Below are 18,797 nucleotides of genomic sequence, written 5' to 3'. Positions count from 1 at the left end.
AAAAGTAAAAGTGAAAAGTTGATTTTGACAACTTTAAAACTATTACTTAACCAAATTAATAGTGCAAAATTATTGTATTTAAAGTGAAATTCCTAAATTAGAAATATCCCAATGCATTTGAACATTAAACTGTATATGTCCCTTCTCAATTTCCAACGGACAATCGAAGTTATTGGTATACAAACCACCTGTTCCTAGACCTTGTGGCATAGGGTTATTTAAGGTGAACGTAAATTGGGTGATTGCGTTTAATCCGATGTTACTTTCTAATGCTGAAGTAATCCACCAACCGATATTTAAACTTTCTGCAATCGAAATCCATTCTAATGTTCCTTTGAAACCACCGACTAAACTTGGTTTTAAAATAATGTATTGTGGCTGAATTTCTTCTAATAATTTTTGCTTATTCTCAATTCCAAAAACACCTATTAACTCTTCGTCTAACGCGATTGGAAATGGTGTTTGCTGACAAAGTAATTTCATCTCTTGAATTTGATTCGATTTAATAGGTTGCTCTATACTATGTAATTTAAATTCAGATAATTGATGTAATTTATTTAAAGCTTCATTAGAATCAAATGCTCCATTAGCATCGACACGAATTTCAATAGTTTTGGCATCAAAATTTTGACGAATAAATCGTAACAATCCCAATTCTTTCTCGAAATCAATCGCTCCAATTTTCAGCTTAATACAAGAAAATCCTTGCGCTAATTTTTCTTCAATTTGGGTTTTCATAAACTGCTCCTCGCCCATCCAAACCAAACCATTTATCAACATATTGTTTTTGCCCTCAGTAAATTCAGAAGGAAATAAATCGAAAGGCATTTTAGATTGCAACGACAAAAACGCCATTTCCACTCCAAACTGAATAGAAGGAAACTCCATCAATTCGTCCCATAATTCATCTTTTCCTAAATGAATATTTTGGCAAACCCATTGTAATTTTTCCTCATAATCGGGTCTATCATCAATAGAAAGGGTTCGTAAAATACCACATTCTCCTATCCCGATTTTACCCTTTTCTTCTAACAATAAAAACCAAGTTTCTTTCTCCGTCATTACCCCACGAGAAGTCCCGCTTGGACGTTTGAAATTCAGGATGTATTTTTTGTAAGTTGCTTTCATTTGTCAATGTGTCAATTTTCAATTTGAGAATGTGTCAATAGTTATAATCGTTTTCTTAGAAGCTCTATCAACCTTAAAATTCCAGCTTTAGTACCTTCAAAATATTCCTCTTTTTTAAAATAAGGAAAGAATTGATTTTGAATAACTTCTGCGGTTTCATCATCTGATAAAACAAGCGAAATTCCGTCTCCATTTTGAATTCTTATTTGTCGATATCCTTTAGAAATGGCTATTAAAATTCCATTTGATTTTTCTTTTTTTCCAACACCCCAAGTTCTGGTAATATGAAGCGATAAGTCTTCAAACTTATCTTTAGAAACTTTAGAGGTATCAATCGTTACAATAGCTATTTCAACTGTGGTTTCTTTTTCGAAATCGGAAATAATTTGATTCAATTTAGTCTCTTCTTCATTTGAAAATAGATTCTCATAATCGTTAATCCAATTATGTGGTTTAGGTAAATTATCCCAAAACACTTGTCTATATAATTCTAAAGAAACTGATTTTTTACTTTCTAACTTCAATGAATCAGTTGTTTGAGATTTCATTGAAAAAGCAAATAATAAAATTAAACCCTGAAAAACTATTTTTATACTCGAACTTGACATTGATAAACTATTCTAAAACTCTCAAGATTTTCTTGAAATTATCGGTTGGTAATCTATGTTTTTCAAAATCTTTGAAATCGGATTTTATCTGCACTATCCAAGTTTTACCGTTGGATAAACTTTCGTGAGCATATTTTTTGTGAATATCTTTGGCTTCTGAAATTCTATCCGTAAACAAATAAACGTGAGCTAAATTCAACTGAAAATGGATTTCGGTTGGATTTAATTTCAAGCCTTTATTGTAGGTTTCTTCGGCTTTTGTGAATTGTTTGGAATACAGATAATAATCGCCTAAAATGCGATAATCAATATAAGTAGCTCTACTTTTGGCAAACATTTCGGTGGAAATAATGGAAATGGCTTCTTCATAATTTCCTTTTTTAAAAGCTACATTTGATTGCTCTCGAATGATATCATAATACGCTTTTACTTCTCCCGTTCCTTTTAAACTTTCTTCGGTAAGCTTTTCGATAGCGCTAGTTCGCTCTACTGCTAAAAGTTCAGCATATTCTCGATACGTGTACTTTTTATTTATATTTTCAATAAAAGCGGCATAAAAGGCATCTTTTTTTGTCAGTTTTGAAACTACAGGAAGTTTTTTTGCCAAGGTTAAAATTTCATTCTTAGCATTTTTATCCCAACCTCTGCTCGCTTTATAATCTACCCAAGGCACGACTTCTAAAACGATTTTTTGTTTCATGACCCAATTTTGACTTTCAAATCCGAACCATAAATTAGGCAAATTGGTTAAGCATAATGAAGAAGACGAAATCAACTTAGCCTCTTTGTTTACTTTTTCTTTTTGTTCCCAACAAGCGTTATCGGTTTTACCCTCTTTTAGAAACAAATTAGCGGCATTCGCTTCCTGAAACAAAGCAAACGTACATTTGTCATCACCAGAAATAGCTGATGTTAAATGAATCGCCCCAGCAGTTCCCTGACTAATTCCAGTAGGATCAGGAATGGCTTTCAACACCGAAACCAAACTCGAAGTCAATTTCTGATTTTCGTCTAAAACCGTCACTCTATAAACGAATTCGGTTGTTCCAACAGGCAAATCTTCTGTTTTGATTAAAGTGCGTTTTCCAGCTGAAAGTGTTATTTCTTTTGTGGTTGCTCGTTCTTTATCCCAAAAACCATCTTTTTGAGCAAAAAACGAAGTTGAAAATAATAAGGCTGATACGAAGTAAAAAAGTTTATTCATTAATTTTCATTTTTTTAAACACAAATTGCACAAATTTTCACCAATTTGAAGAGTAAAATCTATGTATCTATGTGTTTAATACAGATTTCAATTTTTATACCAAAATTTACAATTCAATACTTGCTCCAATTTCCAATAACATCAAGTCTTTCCCTTTATCGAAAAACTTACGTTTTGCTTCTTCGTGATTGATTTCGATATAACCAAACGTATCAAAATGATAACCCAACACTTTATCGCATTGTACAAAATCAGAAGCAATAATGGCATCTTCTACATCCATAGTAAAGTTACTTCCAATAGGTAAAATCGCTAAATCTAACTTAGTTCGCATTGGAATTAGCTTCATATCCATAGTTAGAGCCGTGTCTCCTGCGATGTAAATGTTTTTGCGTTCGCCTTCAATAACAAATCCACCAGGTTGTCCGCCATAACTTCCATCTGGAAAAGATGACGTGTGATGTGCGATTACATATTTTACTGTTCCGAATTCAAAATCCCAACTTCCGCCGTGATTCATGGGATGGTAATTCAAACCTATGTTTCCGTAATGTGAAGCAATTTCGTAGTTAGAAACAATCACCGCTTCTGTACGTTTAGCAATCGCCTCTACATCTAAAATATGGTCTTGATGCGCATGCGTTAATAATATAAAATCGGCTTTCAACGTATTGATATCAATATGCGAAGCCCTTGGATTCCCAGAAATGAAGGGGTCCACTAAAATGTGAACGTCATTAACTTCAATTCCGATACAAGCGTGTCCGTAAAATGTGATTTTCATAGTTTTAATTTTAGTGAAAAGTGATTAGTAAATAGTGATTAGTTTAAAAAGATTAAAGTTAACCAAAATAATAGACTTAAAGCAAAGGTACTTAAGGCTACTTTCTTTAGTTCAGGATCGAAATCTTCGTATTTTTTTGCTTTTTTAACTGTTTTTAAATGAATTGCAAGCATAAAAAAAACAAGAATTATAGTATAGAAACTCAATTTTGTAATTAACGAAAATACAAGTATCGAAATGAAAGGAGTTAAAATTAAAAATTCATGATACTTTTTAGCTACCTCCAATCCCATTTTAACTACCAACGTATTCTTCCCCGCTATTTTATCGTTTTCAATATCGCGCATGTTGTTTAAATTCAGTACCGCCACGCTCAATAATCCGATGGCTGTTGCGGGTAAGAATAATTTCCAATCAATAAAATGGGTAAACAAAAAGTTAGAACCTACAACGGAAACCAATCCAAAGAAAATAAACACAAACACATCACCAAAACCACTATAACCATAAGCGCTTTTTCCAACCGTATATTTAATGGCTGCTCCTATGGAACCAATTCCTAACAAGATAAAAATCAGACTTAACCCAAAATTTTCTTTTCCAAAAGCTACATAAATCAATAACAACGCAATGATGAATGTCAAAACTGCCGTTATGATTACTGCTCCTTTCATTTGATCGGCCGTGATAACTCCAGCTGCTACAAGACGTTTTTCTCCGATTCGGTTAGCATCCGTTCCTTTTACACCATCTCCGTAATCGTTGGCGTAATTAGATAATACTTGTAATCCTAACGTAGTTAATAACGCCAAAATCACAATTCTCCAATCGGAAAATCCTTGATAATAGGCATAAGCGCTTCCCACAATAATTCCAGAAACGGAAAGTGGTAAGGTTCGTAATCGTGCGGCTTGTATCCAGTGTTTCATATTTAATATTTTTGTTTCAAGTTAAAAGTTTCAAGTTTGTTGGTTTTCGCTACGCTCAAATGTAAGCCTACTTCGAAGGAGATTCCTAGCAGGCTCGGAATGACAGACCTAAGTTAACAATCAATACTTCAGACTCCCTACTTTCTTCTCATAACTCCCAACTTATCTACATCCAATTCTTTTCCCAAGTTTCTACTTCATACAACCAATAATTCACCAATTGCTTGATTTCGGTGTAATTTCCTGTGGTAAAACTTACGGTTCCTCCTGCAGTTGATAGTGTTACCGAACCGATATTCGTTGCTTTTTGCCAAAATAATTGTTGGGTTTCGATGGCTTGAATTTTATATGGTTCTATAATTGTGGTATCGATATCCCAAGCACCATTTTGTTTGATGATAAAATCTTCTGAAACAAAAAGTTTGTAATTTTTAAACGAAAACCAAAGCATAACTCCTGCAAAAACACAAAAAAATGCAGCATAAATGAACCATTCTGTCCAGGTTACGAATTCCGTTTTGTGATTTAGGAATAAGGAAATGGCTATTGGAACTAATAAAAAGAAAAAAGTATTGACCGCTAATTTTCTCCAATTCGGTAAATACATCGTTCCTTTTTGGGGTAATTGCCCTAATAACAATTTTAGAATTGCATCGCGCTCGTTTTCATTACAACCCGGGACTTCAATTTGGTCTTTTTCTTTTACTTTTTCTACGTCACTTGAAGCTTGGTGAATACCAATAGTAATGACATCCAACTTCTTTTGAAAGTAGTTTTGTGTAATTTTAATTTTTTGAACTTTATTCGGATTCAACAAGGTGTTTTTTGTTGAAAGTAATCCGTAAGATAAAATAATGGCTTGCTTACTTTTTTGAATCGTGAAATCGAAATATTTGAGAATCGTTCGAACCAAATTTACCACTAAAACGAGTCCGATAAAAAACCCAACAATCACTAAAAACGAAGTGATAATAGGTAACGTATCTAAATAATTTGTGACTTTATCTTCATCAATTACTTCTGAGTTCAATTGTTGTAAATTCTCTAAAATCGTGGTAAAAAACAAAAAAATTAAAGCAAAACTTTTAATATAATTCGAAGTAAATCCGATTTTAATCAAACTTGGCAATCCTATTTTTATGAGGGATGTTGGAATTACTTCTTCCCTAATATTTTCAGTATTCTCGATTGTTTCAAGTTGGGAATGATTGATTAAGCGTTCCTTTAAAATCGTTGCTAACTCATGCGAAATAGCACTAATAGAAGCTTCTTTTTTATCGCTTCCTGCTGTATCAATTTCTAATTTGTGGACACCTACCAAGCGTTGAATTAAGCTTTGATTGATATTAACTTGTTGGATTTTATGCAACTGAATCGTAATTCTGGTTTTATTTAAAACTCCTTTTTGAATGACAAATTCGCCGTTTTCTTCATCAATATGAAAGGTGAAAAACAGATATTGTAAATACGAAATAACTCCTATCAAAACTACTACTCCTGCAACACTTCCAAAAAAGACGAGTTTGTTGAGCGTGTCAAACTTTACCAACCAAATTAACAACATTGGCCATAAAGCACGAACCGTCTTCTGCAAGGAATTGGCAAACATGACCAAAATCCCCGGAAGCGATTGCCTTTGCGGTTGAGAAAAATCAACAGATTTATTCATGTTCTTCAGTTAATAGAGTTTCTGTTGATACTACTTCGTTTAATTTGTCCTTTCTAGGCGGATTGATTTTTTGGGAAACCAAATTCTTAATAAGCTGTGCATCTGCTAAAAGTAACCCTGGAATTTCTAAATCAGAACTACTACCGCCAGCTGTAAACAATTCGACAGAAGCCAAACCTAATTTTCTAGAAATAAATCCCTGATGCAAAGCCACATGTTGAACTCTATTAAAAGGAATAATCGTAGTAGTTTCAGAAATCAAACCTGATTTATAAATGGCATCGTGCTCTCTAAAAGCATATCCTTTTTTATGAAAACTAAATTTAGTGAACACTACTAATCCTACTAAAAACAAAACGACTCCAACTAAAATTGCTATCCAAATTGCATTGGAAAAAGCATCTCGTTTAAAATAAAACAAAGCTGAAAATCCTACAATAACCAAAGTTAAAAGCAATGAAAAATTAAAAAGCAAAACCGTAATATACTTCGGATTTAAACCTTTCAATTGCACTTCTTCGAATTTTGGAAGTTGGGTTATGTCGATGGGATTATTGGTGAATACGTTCATACTTTAAAATTTAAAACCAAGACCTAAATAAACAAAATGAGTATTTGCAGTTCCATCAAAATCACTAGAATTTATTGGAAAATATTTATAACTTCCTTCAAGAAAAAACAAATTAGAAACATGATATTTTATACCTGGATTAATTGTCAAACCATTAAAATTTAGTTTTTTCTCACGTACCGTAATCGCAGGATCCATAGGATCAAAAATACCAGTTGTAAATTTGAAATCATTCGAAAAGAAAGCATAACCCAATCCAAAGAAAGGTCTTAATTTTCCTTTGAAAACATCAACTTCGATACTTGCATTGGGATTCCAAATTAGGATATCATTTTGTAAAAATAAATCTCGAGATTGTAAATAATCAATATTCAAACCACCAAAAACTGAAATCATTTCATCTTGGTAAATTGCATAATTAGTAGAAATTCCAACTATACCATTAAAACCATCACTAATAATGTTTTCATTACGAAAATTTCCAACGTAGTGAACTCCTACTTGAAATTTTGTCTCTTTTTTATCGTCAGTATTTTCTTGGGCTAATGATACATTACCCAACAATACTAATAATCCGAATGCGATTTTTTTTAATATATTATTTATAGTCATAAAGATTTTGAACTTCAATAAATTGATTTAATACTTCTAACTCATTCTCTTTGAAATCTTCAATTGGAAAATTAAAAACCTTATCCGATTTCATAAGTGCAATAGCTAAATTATTATTTTTAATTGCTATATACTTTATGTCAGGCTTTGAATAATCTTCAAAATAATTATTTTCAATAATTGTTACAAAATTTTGTTTGACAATCAAATGGTAGTTTAATTGTTTGAGGTTCATAGAACTTAAAACTACTATATAAAAAAAACTAAAATCAGGTAATTGATTATCTCTTACGAAAACAAATAATTGAATTAGAATTGAAAAAATAAGAACTATTATCATAAAAAAATTAAAACCTGTTAAATTGTATTTTGTTCTGCCGATTATCTTCCAATCGTTTTTATAAGATTTCCATTTAGAAAATGAATGAAAAGATAATTCCACAATAATTATTAAAACACAAAAAAACTTTATGATATTATTATATTCTATTGAATTCATTATCCATGAAAAAACAGAATATAGAATTGTTAAAAAAACAACAATTAAAATAAAATAATACGATTTTAATTTTATCATTAAAATTTGATTAATTAAGGCAAATATTTCTTTTCAAAATTTGGTTTACGTTTTTCTAAGAACGCGTCTCTTCCCTCTTTTGCTTCGTCTGTCATATAAGCTAAACGAGTTGCTTCACCTGCAAAAACTTGTTGACCTACCATTCCATCATCGGTTAAATTCATAGCGAATTTTAGCATTTTGATTGAGGTTGGTGATTTTGCAAGAATTTCTTGTGCCCATTCGTAAGCCGTATCTTCTAACTCCGCATGCGGAATTACGGCATTTACCATTCCCATTTCAAAAGCATCTTGAGCCGAGTAATTTCTACCTAAAAAGAAAATTTCTCTCGCTTTCTTTTGTCCGACCATTTTAGCTAAATAAGCAGAACCGTAACCACCATCGAAACTCGTTACATCAGCATCGGTTTGTTTGAAAATCGCGTGTTCTTTACTCGCCAACGTTAAATCACAAACTACGTGAAGCGAGTGTCCGCCACCAACAGCCCAACCCGGAACAACACAAATTACGGCTTTTGGCATAAAACGAATCATACGTTGCACTTCTAAAATGTTCAATCTATGGTAACCATCTTCTCCTACATAACCTTGATGACCACGAGCTTTTTGATCGCCACCACTACAAAAACTCCAAATGCCATCTTTAGAACTTGGTCCTTCGGCAGAAAGCAACACCACTCCAATGGAAGTATCTTCTTGCGCATCGTAAAAGGCTTCAATTAATTCTTTAGTTGTTTTCGGACGAAATGCGTTTCTAACATCTGGTCGGTTGAAAGCAATTCGGGCAACACCATTGCATTTTTTATAAGTAATATCTTCAAATTCTCTTACGGTTTTCCATTCGATTTTGCTCATCTTTTCAAGTATTTAAGTAGATAATTGTAAATTATGTTAAATGTAAATTTCTGTAAAAATAATTCATTTTTTGCATTATATTGCAAGTTCAAAAGTAGATAATTAGAATATTGTGTAACTATTAACAAAAGTTACAATTTGAATTTTTATGATGATTTTCAATTTGATGATTTCCAAAATATTATAGCAATGATTTTCAAATCGGTAGTAAGTAAATTGAATAGGTATATTTATGTTGGAGTACTTTTATTTTTATTGCTATTAACAATTCCTGCTCTTTTTGAAGATTCTTATGAACCATTTGTTGTTTTATTTTCTATACATTTTTTGGTGATTTTATTTTTTGTATGGTGCTTCAAAAGCACTTACTATGAAATTCTAAACTCAGATCTACATTGGAAATCGGGGCCATTTTATGGGAAAATTGATATTACTAAAATCAATAAAATTGAATATCACAAGGGGATTTATGTACCAACTCTTTGTAAACCAGCACTGAGTCATCGTGGTTTAATAATAACCTTTAATAAATACGATGATATTTACATTTCTCCTGAAAAACAACAAGAATTTATTACTAAATTGCAAGCCCTAAATCCCAATATTACGTTTAAGAATTCGCCTTATGTTGAATAAAATAATAGTGTTACTCCTAAGTTTATCACTTGTTAATTGTCAAAATAAACCAGATAAAGCCAAAGAATCTACAGTTAAAGATATTGAAGGTAACGTCTCTGAATATGCCGTTAATTTTTCACGTTTAACTACGGTTTACAAGAAAAAAACGGCAGATGACATTGAAGTGTTTTTCAACGAACGCTTTGATCCAAAAAACTTTAGCGGTTCCTTTTTGGTTGCAAAAAATGGTGAAATTTTATTCGAAAATTATAGTGGATATGCCTACAAAGAAAATAACGACTCTATTAAAGAAAATACGCCACTACATATAGCCTCCGTTTCTAAAGTAATTACGGCAGTTACCATTCTGAAACTAGTTGATGCCAAAAAAATAGAATTGGATGACTATGTTAAATCTATACTACCTGAATTTCCGAATGAAGAAACCACCATTAGAATGTTACTAAATCACAGAAGTGGGCTTAGAAACTATGCTTATTTCACTAATGATAAAGGAATTTGGGACAAAAAACAACCGCTTACCAATCAAGATGTGTTGACGCTTCTAGCTTCTAAAAATATAAATTTAGAATCAAAACCGGGAACTCGTTTTAGCTATTGCAATACCAATTATGCGTTGTTAGCATTAATCATAGAAAAAGTTGAAAAAAAATCATATCCTCAAGTACTACAAGATATGATTTTTGATCCGTTAGGAATGAAAAACACATTTGTATTTGATGATCTAACGAAGCAAGACAGTATAAGTCAGTCCTACAAAAACAATTATTTCAGATTGGCTTTTGAATACTTAGATCAAGTATATGGTGATAAAAACATCTATTCAACACCAAGAGATTTATTACAGTTTGACTTGGCATTGTACTCAGATAAATTTTTAAGTGCTGCCATGAAAGAAGAGATGTTCAAAGGATACAGCTACGAAAAAAAAGGAATAAAGAACTATGGATTAGGGATTCGAATGGTAGAATTTGAAACAGGCCAAAAGTATTTCTTTCACAATGGTTGGTGGCATGGAAATACTTCTTCCTATGTAACATTACCTAAAGACTCTGTTACTATCATTGCCATTTCAAATAAGTTTACAAGAAAGCCTTATCAAACAAAAAGACTAGCACCTATATTTGGAGACTATCCTTTTCAATTCAAAACAGAAGAAGGGGAATAATCAACCTATTTTAACTGAAGTCATCGTTAACGAACCACCAACAACTTTATCGTTAAAGAATTCAACTTTATCATTATCCGTTTGTAGGGCTAAAATGTATAACAAAGGATAATAATGGTCAGGAGTTGGAATTGCTAAAGTTGCGGCTTTATTCAATTTTTCATATTGAATTAATTCTTTATGAAAACCATTTGAAATTTTATTTTTGAAGATATCGTTCATTTCCAAAGCCCAATCAAATCCGTATTCCGGTTCGTAGAGTTTGTCCCATGCTATCATTCGTAAATTGTGTACCATATTGCCACTTCCAATAATTAAAACTCCTTTTTTTCGGAGAGAAAGCAATTGTTTTGCTAATTCATAATGATATGCAGCTGGTTTGTAATAATCAATACTCAATTGTAGCACAGGAATATTGGCATCAGGAAACATATGTTTTACTACAGACCAAGTACCGTGATCTAAACCCCAATCATGATCTAATTCTACTGCTGGATTTGTGATTAATTTTTGAATTTCAGTTGCCAATTCTGGACTTCCCGGCGCTGGATATTGCACATCAAATAAGGCTTGAGGAAAACCACCAAAATCGTGAATCGTTTTTGGATTTGGCATTGCGGTTACTAGAGTTCCTTTTGTTAACCAATGCGCCGAAACGACTACAACTGCTTTTGGTGTTGGGATTTCCTTCCCCATTAGTTGCCAACGTTTTGAAAATATATTATCTTCAATAGCATTCATAGGTGAACCATGTCCGATGAATAAAACGGGCTTCTTCTCCTCTTCTTCTCCTAATCCTTTTGTCCAATCATAGAACGGTTGTATACTTGCCATAGCGATTCCTCCTGAAAGTAAAGTTATGAAATTCTTGCGATTCATAAATTAATATTTGTATATACAAATGTAGTGATAAAACATTTAAAAAAACACTAATAATGAAAAATTTAGGAAAGTAACGCTATTTCGAAATATCTTAAAATGAAGAAAATAGTAATTAAATTAATTACAAGTGCTAACCAATAATACTTGTTATAACCCTCAGTATTTACAGCAATTTCATATAAATTTAAAAGAGGTAAAATTACAACACCTATCCAAATAGGAATCCAAATGATTTCAGTTTCAAAACCAATAAAGTGAACGGTTTCAAAATTTTGGAGTATAGCAACAAATGTCAATAACAAAACGACAATACTTAGAAAAAGATATAGTTTATTTTTTGCTGACATGTTACACCAAGTAAATTCCGTCTTCTTTAATCTCGATTAACTTTTGTTTGTATAAATTTCCAACGGCTTTTTTGAAATTCTTTTTACTCATTTTCAATACCGTTTTAATATCTTCAGGATGTGAATTGTCCGTTAATCGTAAAAAACCGCGATTGGCTTTCAATTCATCTAATATAACTTGAGAAGAAGGTTCGATTGCTTCTACTCCTATTTTACGAAGTAACACGTCAATTTTACCATCAGGACGAACATTCTTAATATAACCTTTTGTTTTCATTCCAGGTTTTACAGCATCATATACTTCATTTTTATACGCTAATCCTTTGTGCTTTTGATTGATGATAACATTGATCCCAGCATCGGTAATGTGTGAAATTAAAATATCGACTTCTTCATTACGTTGTAAATCTAAATTTTCATTATTCAAGAACTGATTGGTTTTACTCGAAGCTACTAAACGATTTGTTTTTTCATCTAAAAACATATAAACCAAATAACGTTTACCTTCTTCCATTGGACGCGCTTGTTCTTTAAACGGAACAAACAAATCTTTCTCTAATCCCCAATCTAAAAAAGCTCCAAATTTATTGATATAATTCACTTTTAAATGCGCAAATTCGTTCAACTTGATGTAAGGCTTTAACGTAGTTGCAACAGGACGTTCTTCGTGATCTAAATACACAAATACGGTTAAATCATCTCCAATAGTAAATTCTTTTGGCACGTATTTGTTAGGTAATAAAACATCATCTTCTTGTGTGTTTTCACTTCCTAAAAATAAACCAACTTTAGTATCTCTAAGTATTTTTAACGTATTGAACTCTCCTATATGTAACATAAATGAAATAAATAAAGTGCAAAGGTAAGCAATTTAAAAATTAGAATTTAGAAATTAGAATTCCGAAATAATGAAAACAAAAAAACCACAAATCAATCACTGACTTGTGGCTTTGTGCTATATGTCTAAAACTTAGATTCCTATTTCTAATTGAAAACGAACGTACCAATTTTGTTTATTGCTTCCGTCTAAATAATTCAAATCGCTTAACGTAACTTCACCTTGTAATTTAAAAGCATGTTCCCATAAATATTTCGTAAGACCTAACGAATATTGTTTGGAATCTGGTGTTAATGCTTTAATATCTTTATGCATATTTTGAGTTGAAAAACGACCAATAATTTCGTAATTCGTTGGGAAAACATAACTCAATTGATAGTCCATTCCATTTCCAACTGGAACATAATTGAATTCTGTTATATCTTCTGGATTAAAAGCAATTGGATCTTTAGCAGAACGCGACATATAACTCGACATAAATGCCCAACCATTATATTTGAACATTGCATCTAATAATACCGATTTCATTGTTTTTTGTTCAAATAAATCGCCACCTAATTGTCCTTGAGTTCTTCTAGCTCTGTTATTTTGGTGAAATGCCCCTGATAATAATAATCTTGGTTTTTCCTCACGTGCTACATCTCCCTCAAAATTGGTCCCGTCTTTTTTGAACGATCCAAAAGGCATTAACTCTAATTTTCCAGTCAATGCCACTCCGTCATCAGCAGATTTTGTCCAGTTTCTTCCTTCTCCTGTTGAAACAGCCGTTTTTACATTGTATGAAAATTTATCTGTATTCTCATTTAAATAATAAGCTTGAAAACCAAAATCACGATCAATTGTAAAACGTGCATTATTAATACTTCTGTCTGTTAACTGTAAAGCTCCTGATGAATTGACACGTTGACGGTTTCCTGGTAATTTGGTTTGACCAAAAAGAAAACTCCAATGTTTATTAGGACGATAAAAAACTGCCGCATCACGAATGATATTGATGTTTTCACCTTCTTGAACTTCACCTACATCTCCTGGTGCAAAAGACAATTGAATTACATAAAGAAAATGAGGATTTCCTACATATCCATCAAATCGCAAACGCAAACGTCTAATTTCTCCTGAATAAGCAGGATCTTCACCTTCATTTTCAAAGTAAGTAACACGATTTTGCATTCTAAAACGAATATTTAACTGAAATAAACTATCAGGCGAAGTAATTCCTAGTCCTTTACCATAGTTGTAATAAGGCAGAGCCGCTAATTTTAAATCGTTGTCTTTTGTGGTTACTTTTACGTCTTGAGCAACAGCAATAAAGCTGATTACAAGCAATAAAAGGGTTACTAATTTTTTCATTTGTTATGTTGTTGTTTATTTTGCGCAAACTTAACATTAAAACAAGGTTAAGTATGTTAAGTAAATATTACCTTTGCAAAAAATTAACGTTATGTCAAATATATATATTGGATATCATTTTACAATAGACCCAGTTGAATTAGGAAGTGAAATTTTGATTGCAGAATTGGGTGAAAAAGCCTTTGAAAGCTTTATCGAAACTGAAACTGGAATTTCTGCCTTTGTTCAAAAAGATTTATGGGATCCCAAAATATTAGAAGACATCCAAATTCTAAACAATTCAGAGTTCAAAATCGAATATACCTTTGAGGAAATTGAACAAGTAAATTGGAATGAAGAATGGGAGAAAAATTTTGAACCTATTGATGTAGATGGAAAATGTCATGTAAGAGCTCCTTTTCACGAAAAAACAAATGCTGAATTTGACATTGTAATAGAACCCAAAATGAGTTTTGGAACCGGTCATCATGAAACAACTCATATGATGATCAAACATTTGTTAGAAACAGATTTAGATGGAAAGAAAACTTTAGACATGGGATGTGGAACAGCCATCTTAGCCATTTTAGCCGAAATGAAAGGAGCCCAACCTATCGATGCAATAGATATTGATAATTGGTGTTATTTAAATTCCATTGAGAATGCAGAGCGTAATAACTGTAAACATATTACAGTTTACGAAGGGGATGCTTCATTACTAAAAGAAAAAAAATATGATGTAATTATTGCCAATATCAATCGTAACATTTTACTAAACGATATGCAACAATATGCCTCTTGTCTAAATAATAACGGAATTTTATTTTTAAGCGGATTTTATACTGAAGATATCCCAGTAATTTCTGAAAGTTGTACTTCTAATGGATTAACATATGTAAAACAATTTGAACGTAATAATTGGGTTGCTTTGAAGTTTATCAAATAACTCAATTTCAACTCTCACATATTTTAAAGAATACGAAAAAAATAAACCCGTTCTATTTCATATATTTGTAAAAAACATCATTATGCAACATATTATTGACCGATTTATTAGCTATGTAACAATCGATACCGAATCGGATGCTTCTTCAAATACAACTCCAAGTACAAAAAAACAATTAGTCTTAGCCAATCTTTTAGTTGAAGAGCTTAAAAAAATTGGACTAGAAGAAGTAACTATTGATGAAAATGGTTATGTCATGGCTACTTTAGCTTCAAATATAGAACAAGAATGTCCTACGATTGGTTTCATTGCTCATTATGATACTACACCAGATTTTACTGGAGCAAACGTGAAACCTCAAATTATTCAAAATTACGATGGAGGTGATATTGTTTTAAACAAGGAGCTAAATATCATATTATCGCCAAATTATTTCAAAGATCTTTTACAATACAAGGGACAAACCCTAATTACAACTGATGGAACCACGCTATTAGGAGCAGATGACAAAGCTGGAATTACCGAGATTGTATCTGCAATGGAATATTTAATCCAACATCCAGAAATTAAGCATGGTAAAATTCGTGTAGGATTTACTCCAGATGAAGAAATTGGTCGCGGTGCACACAAATTTGATGTAGAGAAATTTGGATGTGATTGGGCATATACCATGGATGGAAGTCAAATTGGAGAATTAGAATATGAAAACTTTAATGCAGCTGGAGCTAAAATTATCTTTAAAGGAAAAAGTGTTCATCCTGGTTATGCCAAAGGAAAAATGATTAACTCCATGCTTTTAGCTTCAAAATTCATTTCTAAATTACCCAAAAAAGAAATCCCAGAAAAAACTAAAGGATATGAAGGCTTCTTCCATGTAGTAGGAATTTCAGGTAGCATTGAAGAAACAACTGTCGAGCTAATCATTAGAGACCATTCTGCAAAGAAGTTTCGTAAAAGAAAAGAATTTATTCACAAATTAGCCCATAGATTTAATAAAAAATGGGAAAACCAATTTGGAGCTGAAATTGTAATTGCTGAAGTCAAAGATCAGTATTACAACATGAAAGAAAAAGTTGAACCTGTTTTTCATATTGTGGAAATTGCTGAAAAAGCAATGAAAGAGTTAGGAATTAAACCACTTATTAAACCAATACGCGGCGGAACAGATGGTTGCCAATTGTCATATAAAGGATTGCCTTGTCCTAACATTTTTGCTGGGGGTCATAATTTTCATGGAAAATATGAATATGTTCCTGTAGAAAGCATGATGAAAGCAACTGAAGTAATTGTTAAAATAGTTGAAATCACAGCTGCAAAAAAATAAATACCTTGTGAAAGAAAACAAGTGGAGTAAAACCAATAAATGGGAAAATGAATTAGAACAATTAAAAAGTATAATTCATAAAACATCACTCATTCCAGTCACAAAATGGGGCGGTATAGTTTATACATACAACAATAAAAATGTGATTGGAATTGGTGGCTTCAAATCGTATTTTGGCATTTGGTTTTACAACGGTGTTTTTCTCAATGATGACAGAAAATTACTTATCAATGCAAATGAAGAAAATACGAAATCACTTCGTCAAATGCGATTTTATGCTGCAGCAGAAATAGATGAAAAAAGGATACTCGCTTATCTCAATGAAGCCATTGAAATCGAGAAAAAAGGATTAATTATTCCCAAAGAAAAAAAAGAAACAGTAATTCCTATAATTCTTCAAAACAAATTGAGCGAGAATGCTGAGCTTTTAAACAAATTCAATACCTTTTCCCCATTCAAACAAAGAGAATTTATTGAATTTATAACGTCAGCCAAACTAGAAAAAACCAAACTTTCTCGTTTAGAAAAAGTTATGACAATGATCAATGATGGAATAGGATTAAATGATAAATACAGATAAAAAAAGGCCGAAATTCAATGAATTTCGGCCTTTTTTTGACACTATAATTACTACTTAGAGGCTAATTTAGCACTTAATTCAGATGAAATAGCAGACTTTTCCATTTTAATTTTACCTGCCATAGTTTCTAAAACAATACTATCCTCATTTAATTCTGCAATTTTTCCATGAATACCTGCTTTAGTGATAATTCTATCACCTACTTTTAATCCACTTTCAAATGCTTTCTCTTTTTTTGCTCTTTGCTGTTGTGGTCTTATTAGTAAAAAATAAAACACAGCAATCATTAATACTAATTGAATTCCTAATTCTGGAGTCATAATAATTTATTTAGTTGATGCTGGTATACCAGCCAATGGTGTTACATTTGCTTTAATCTTAAAAATTTCAAACCCGTTTGGTGTATTGGTTTTAATAGTAACCGTTTTTTCTTGTGCCCCAGGTTTTCCTTTTGAATCAAAAGAAACTTTTATAGGAGCAGATTCTCCTGGCTTGATAGGATCTTTTGGTGGCTCAGGAACCGTGCAACCACAACTCCCTTTAGCTTCATAAATTAGTAAATCTGCATCACCAACATTCTTAACAAGAAACTGAGTTTCAACTATTTGTCCTTCATTTATTGTTCCAAAATCGTGAATCTCTTTATCAAATGCTACTTTAGAAAGTTTACCAGCAATTACATTTTGTTCTTGAATTGCTTTCATATCAGCATCCGTAATTTTATCTGATATACTTTCTTTTTTACATGCAGTAGTCAAAAAAACTAATGAAACAACGAATAATCTAATTGATTTTTTAATCATAATTTTACTTTTTATAATAAACCTCTACCTGATTTTTTTAATTTTCCGTCTTGTGTAAATTCTTTCACTAAATTATCTAAAATTCCGTTTATAAAAATACTACTTTTTGGTGTAGAATACTCTTTTGCAATTTCTAAATATTCGTTAATTGTTACTTTTGTCGGAATCGATGGAAACTTCAACAACTCACAAATAGCCATTTTTAAGATAATCGTATCAATTTCGGCAATACGCTCCACATCCCAATTGGGTGTTTTATCAATGTACTCTTTTGACAATTCAACTTCGTTTAAAACTGTTTTTCGAAACAAGTTCTTTACAAATTCTTTATCATCAGCATCTTTAAATACCTTCGGAATTACTAGAACATCATGTTCCGACTTTAATTGCTTGATTTGCTTTAAAATTAAAGTATTAATTCCTGGTAAATCATCTACCCAAGTCAGTTTATGGTCCTCCAAATAATCATATAAACGATCACTTGGGGCAATAACTTCAGTATATAAATCGATAATAAAGTTCTTATCATCTTCAAAGCTAACAAATGGTTTTTGCATGTAATCTTGATACAATTCACTCGCTTTAATCGTTTCAATTAAAGACAAAATTATATCATCATTTAATTTCCAGTTGTTTATAGTATTATCATCTAAAGCCGTTTCTAAAGCTTCCGACGTAGCTAATAAAACCAAGACTTTATTTTTGATGAATTTTAAATTAGGATTGCGTTCTTCATTAGTTGCTAAATGTTTTTTCGAAGCCAAATCAATAAATTCCTCTTCTTTCTTTTTGATTTCAATAAGTGCGGAAAGTAGTAAAAGATACAAATTTTGTGTATTTTCAATACTTTGAAAAAGGAATTTTTCTTCTTTATCCAAATGATCAGATTGATGTTGGTGCATAGAATAAATACTCTGCATCACTTTAACTCGGATATGTCTTCTGTTTAACATACTAATTAAGAACTTTATAAAATTAAGAGAGCGAAAAAGTTTCCTTTTCCGC

The 18,797-nt window shown here is 31.7% G+C and carries 22 protein-coding genes; 5 read left to right on the top strand and 17 right to left on the bottom strand.

Features of this window, described 5'->3' with window-relative positions:
- Window positions 1-78: 78 nt before the first annotated feature.
- The 10 genes from BUE95_RS11165 to BUE95_RS11120 form a co-directional block, all read right to left on the bottom strand.
- Window positions 79-1,128 (bottom strand): o-succinylbenzoate synthase, encoded by a 1,050-nt coding sequence (locus BUE95_RS11165; protein ID WP_073584494.1) that lies wholly within the window; start codon window positions 1,126-1,128, stop codon window positions 79-81.
- Between the two features lie 41 nt (window positions 1,129-1,169).
- Window positions 1,170-1,676: a TPM domain-containing protein gene (locus BUE95_RS11160; protein ID WP_159433512.1), complete on the bottom strand. Its 507-nt coding sequence runs from the start codon at window positions 1,674-1,676 to the stop codon at window positions 1,170-1,172.
- A gap of 67 nt (window positions 1,677-1,743) precedes the next feature.
- The gene (locus BUE95_RS11155) at window positions 1,744-2,940 is read right to left on the bottom strand and encodes a tetratricopeptide repeat protein (protein WP_073584490.1); all 1,197 of its coding nucleotides are present in this window, start codon (window positions 2,938-2,940) and stop codon (window positions 1,744-1,746) included.
- 106 nt (window positions 2,941-3,046) lie between these two features.
- Window positions 3,047-3,724: a metal-dependent hydrolase gene (locus BUE95_RS11150; protein ID WP_073584488.1), complete on the bottom strand. Its 678-nt coding sequence runs from the start codon at window positions 3,722-3,724 to the stop codon at window positions 3,047-3,049.
- Window positions 3,725-3,762: 38 nt separating this feature from the next.
- A complete protein-coding gene (menA, locus tag BUE95_RS11145) occupies window positions 3,763-4,653 on the bottom strand; it encodes a 1,4-dihydroxy-2-naphthoate octaprenyltransferase (protein ID WP_073584486.1) in 891 nt (296 codons plus the stop codon).
- Window positions 4,654-4,819: 166 nt separating this feature from the next.
- Window positions 4,820-6,322: a PH domain-containing protein gene (locus tag BUE95_RS11140; protein WP_073584484.1), complete on the bottom strand. Its 1,503-nt coding sequence runs from the start codon at window positions 6,320-6,322 to the stop codon at window positions 4,820-4,822.
- Window positions 6,315-6,893, bottom strand: coding sequence for a PH domain-containing protein (locus BUE95_RS11135; RefSeq protein WP_073584482.1), 579 nt, complete (start codon window positions 6,891-6,893; stop codon window positions 6,315-6,317). The genes BUE95_RS11140 and BUE95_RS11135 overlap by 8 nt, the downstream gene beginning before the upstream one ends.
- Window positions 6,894-6,896: 3 nt before the next feature.
- Window positions 6,897-7,505 carry an outer membrane beta-barrel protein gene (locus tag BUE95_RS11130; protein WP_073584480.1) on the bottom strand — a complete coding sequence of 203 codons (609 nt, stop codon included), beginning with the start codon at window positions 7,503-7,505 and terminating at the stop codon, window positions 6,897-6,899.
- A complete protein-coding gene (locus BUE95_RS11125) occupies window positions 7,492-8,082 on the bottom strand; it encodes a hypothetical protein (RefSeq protein WP_073584478.1) in 591 nt (196 codons plus the stop codon). Before BUE95_RS11125 ends, BUE95_RS11130 begins: the two co-directional genes overlap by 14 nt.
- 14 nt (window positions 8,083-8,096) lie before the next feature.
- Window positions 8,097-8,936 (bottom strand): 1,4-dihydroxy-2-naphthoyl-CoA synthase, encoded by an 840-nt coding sequence (locus tag BUE95_RS11120; protein ID WP_073584476.1) that lies wholly within the window; start codon window positions 8,934-8,936, stop codon window positions 8,097-8,099.
- A gap of 189 nt (window positions 8,937-9,125) precedes the next feature.
- On the opposite strand from BUE95_RS11120, the gene BUE95_RS11115 reads away from it, so the two are divergent.
- Together BUE95_RS11115 and BUE95_RS11110 are read left to right on the top strand one after the other, a co-directional pair.
- On the top strand, window positions 9,126-9,572 hold the full coding sequence (locus BUE95_RS11115) for a PH domain-containing protein (protein WP_143165282.1): 447 nt from the start codon (window positions 9,126-9,128) through the stop codon (window positions 9,570-9,572).
- A complete protein-coding gene (locus tag BUE95_RS11110; RefSeq protein WP_073584472.1) occupies window positions 9,562-10,743 on the top strand; it encodes a serine hydrolase domain-containing protein in 1,182 nt (393 codons plus the stop codon). The genes BUE95_RS11115 and BUE95_RS11110 overlap by 11 nt, the downstream gene beginning before the upstream one ends.
- Here BUE95_RS11110 and ygiD read toward each other — a convergent pair whose 3' ends face one another.
- The 4 genes from ygiD to BUE95_RS11090 form a co-directional block, all read right to left on the bottom strand.
- Window positions 10,744-11,577, bottom strand: coding sequence for a 4,5-DOPA-extradiol-dioxygenase (ygiD, locus tag BUE95_RS11105; RefSeq protein ID WP_073584596.1), 834 nt, complete (start codon window positions 11,575-11,577; stop codon window positions 10,744-10,746).
- Window positions 11,578-11,687: 110 nt separating this feature from the next.
- The gene (locus BUE95_RS11100; RefSeq protein ID WP_073584470.1) at window positions 11,688-11,972 is read right to left on the bottom strand and encodes a hypothetical protein; all 285 of its coding nucleotides are present in this window, start codon (window positions 11,970-11,972) and stop codon (window positions 11,688-11,690) included.
- A 1-nt stretch (window position 11,973) separates the two neighbouring features.
- The gene (locus BUE95_RS11095) at window positions 11,974-12,810 is read right to left on the bottom strand and encodes a CvfB family protein (protein ID WP_073584468.1); all 837 of its coding nucleotides are present in this window, start codon (window positions 12,808-12,810) and stop codon (window positions 11,974-11,976) included.
- Between the two features lie 132 nt (window positions 12,811-12,942).
- Entirely contained in the window at window positions 12,943-14,160 is a 1,218-nt protein-coding gene (locus BUE95_RS11090; RefSeq protein WP_073584466.1) for a porin, read from the bottom strand.
- Window positions 14,161-14,251: 91 nt separating this feature from the next.
- On the opposite strand from BUE95_RS11090, the gene prmA reads away from it, so the two are divergent.
- From prmA to BUE95_RS11075, 3 genes are all read left to right on the top strand, one after another.
- A complete protein-coding gene (gene prmA / locus BUE95_RS11085) occupies window positions 14,252-15,085 on the top strand; it encodes a 50S ribosomal protein L11 methyltransferase (protein ID WP_073584464.1) in 834 nt (277 codons plus the stop codon).
- Between the two features lie 82 nt (window positions 15,086-15,167).
- A complete protein-coding gene (gene pepT, locus BUE95_RS11080) occupies window positions 15,168-16,409 on the top strand; it encodes a peptidase T (RefSeq protein ID WP_073584462.1) in 1,242 nt (413 codons plus the stop codon).
- A gap of 7 nt (window positions 16,410-16,416) precedes the next feature.
- The gene (locus tag BUE95_RS11075) at window positions 16,417-16,989 is read left to right on the top strand and encodes a YdeI/OmpD-associated family protein (protein ID WP_073584594.1); all 573 of its coding nucleotides are present in this window, start codon (window positions 16,417-16,419) and stop codon (window positions 16,987-16,989) included.
- Window positions 16,990-17,039: 50 nt separating this feature from the next.
- On the opposite strand, the gene yajC is transcribed toward BUE95_RS11075, so the two are convergent.
- From yajC to nusB, 3 genes are read right to left on the bottom strand one after another with little or no spacing between them, the layout of a single operon-like run.
- Window positions 17,040-17,309, bottom strand: a complete 270-nt coding sequence (yajC, locus tag BUE95_RS11070) for a preprotein translocase subunit YajC (protein WP_073584460.1) — start codon at window positions 17,307-17,309, stop codon at window positions 17,040-17,042.
- 6 nt (window positions 17,310-17,315) lie between these two features.
- On the bottom strand, window positions 17,316-17,792 hold the full coding sequence (locus BUE95_RS11065) for a DUF1573 domain-containing protein (protein ID WP_084530285.1): 477 nt from the start codon (window positions 17,790-17,792) through the stop codon (window positions 17,316-17,318).
- 11 nt (window positions 17,793-17,803) lie between these two features.
- On the bottom strand, window positions 17,804-18,745 hold the full coding sequence (gene nusB / locus BUE95_RS11060) for a transcription antitermination factor NusB (protein WP_073584458.1): 942 nt from the start codon (window positions 18,743-18,745) through the stop codon (window positions 17,804-17,806).
- Window positions 18,746-18,797: the final 52 nt, after the last annotated feature.

Source organism: Flavobacterium cucumis (assembly GCF_900148835.1).
In the GTDB taxonomy this organism is placed as follows: Bacteria; Bacteroidota; Bacteroidia; order Flavobacteriales; family Flavobacteriaceae; genus Flavobacterium; species Flavobacterium cucumis.
This window is presented reverse-complemented; position numbering and strand designations above follow the sequence as displayed.

What these genes read in the sequence shown, in the direction of transcription:
- BUE95_RS11100 (WP_073584470.1), bottom strand. Translation starts at nt 11,972, where the DNA reads ATGTCAGCAAAAAATAAACTATATCTTTTTCTAAGTATTGTCGTTTTG.
- yajC (WP_073584460.1), bottom strand. Translation starts at nt 17,309, where the DNA reads ATGACTCCAGAATTAGGAATTCAATTAGTATTAATGATTGCTGTGTTT.
- BUE95_RS11065 (WP_084530285.1), bottom strand. Translation starts at nt 17,792, where the DNA reads ATGATTAAAAAATCAATTAGATTATTCGTTGTTTCATTAGTTTTTTTG.
- BUE95_RS11095 (WP_073584468.1), bottom strand. Translation starts at nt 12,810, where the DNA reads ATGTTACATATAGGAGAGTTCAATACGTTAAAAATACTTAGAGATACT.
- BUE95_RS11150 (WP_073584488.1), bottom strand. Translation starts at nt 3,724, where the DNA reads ATGAAAATCACATTTTACGGACACGCTTGTATCGGAATTGAAGTTAAT.
- BUE95_RS11135 (WP_073584482.1), bottom strand. Translation starts at nt 6,893, where the DNA reads ATGAACGTATTCACCAATAATCCCATCGACATAACCCAACTTCCAAAA.
- BUE95_RS11110 (WP_073584472.1), top strand. Translation starts at nt 9,562, where the DNA reads ATGTTGAATAAAATAATAGTGTTACTCCTAAGTTTATCACTTGTTAAT.
- ygiD (WP_073584596.1), bottom strand. Translation starts at nt 11,577, where the DNA reads ATGGCAAGTATACAACCGTTCTATGATTGGACAAAAGGATTAGGAGAA.
- BUE95_RS11165 (WP_073584494.1), bottom strand. Translation starts at nt 1,128, where the DNA reads ATGAAAGCAACTTACAAAAAATACATCCTGAATTTCAAACGTCCAAGC.
- BUE95_RS11140 (WP_073584484.1), bottom strand. Translation starts at nt 6,322, where the DNA reads ATGAATAAATCTGTTGATTTTTCTCAACCGCAAAGGCAATCGCTTCCG.
- BUE95_RS11120 (WP_073584476.1), bottom strand. Translation starts at nt 8,936, where the DNA reads ATGAGCAAAATCGAATGGAAAACCGTAAGAGAATTTGAAGATATTACT.
- prmA (WP_073584464.1), top strand. Translation starts at nt 14,252, where the DNA reads ATGTCAAATATATATATTGGATATCATTTTACAATAGACCCAGTTGAA.
- BUE95_RS11090 (WP_073584466.1), bottom strand. Translation starts at nt 14,160, where the DNA reads ATGAAAAAATTAGTAACCCTTTTATTGCTTGTAATCAGCTTTATTGCT.
- menA (WP_073584486.1), bottom strand. Translation starts at nt 4,653, where the DNA reads ATGAAACACTGGATACAAGCCGCACGATTACGAACCTTACCACTTTCC.
- BUE95_RS11125 (WP_073584478.1), bottom strand. Translation starts at nt 8,082, where the DNA reads ATGATAAAATTAAAATCGTATTATTTTATTTTAATTGTTGTTTTTTTA.
- pepT (WP_073584462.1), top strand. Translation starts at nt 15,168, where the DNA reads ATGCAACATATTATTGACCGATTTATTAGCTATGTAACAATCGATACC.
- BUE95_RS11155 (WP_073584490.1), bottom strand. Translation starts at nt 2,940, where the DNA reads ATGAATAAACTTTTTTACTTCGTATCAGCCTTATTATTTTCAACTTCG.
- nusB (WP_073584458.1), bottom strand. Translation starts at nt 18,745, where the DNA reads ATGTTAAACAGAAGACATATCCGAGTTAAAGTGATGCAGAGTATTTAT.
- BUE95_RS11130 (WP_073584480.1), bottom strand. Translation starts at nt 7,505, where the DNA reads ATGACTATAAATAATATATTAAAAAAAATCGCATTCGGATTATTAGTA.
- BUE95_RS11160 (WP_159433512.1), bottom strand. Translation starts at nt 1,676, where the DNA reads ATGAAATCTCAAACAACTGATTCATTGAAGTTAGAAAGTAAAAAATCA.
- BUE95_RS11115 (WP_143165282.1), top strand. Translation starts at nt 9,126, where the DNA reads ATGATTTTCAAATCGGTAGTAAGTAAATTGAATAGGTATATTTATGTT.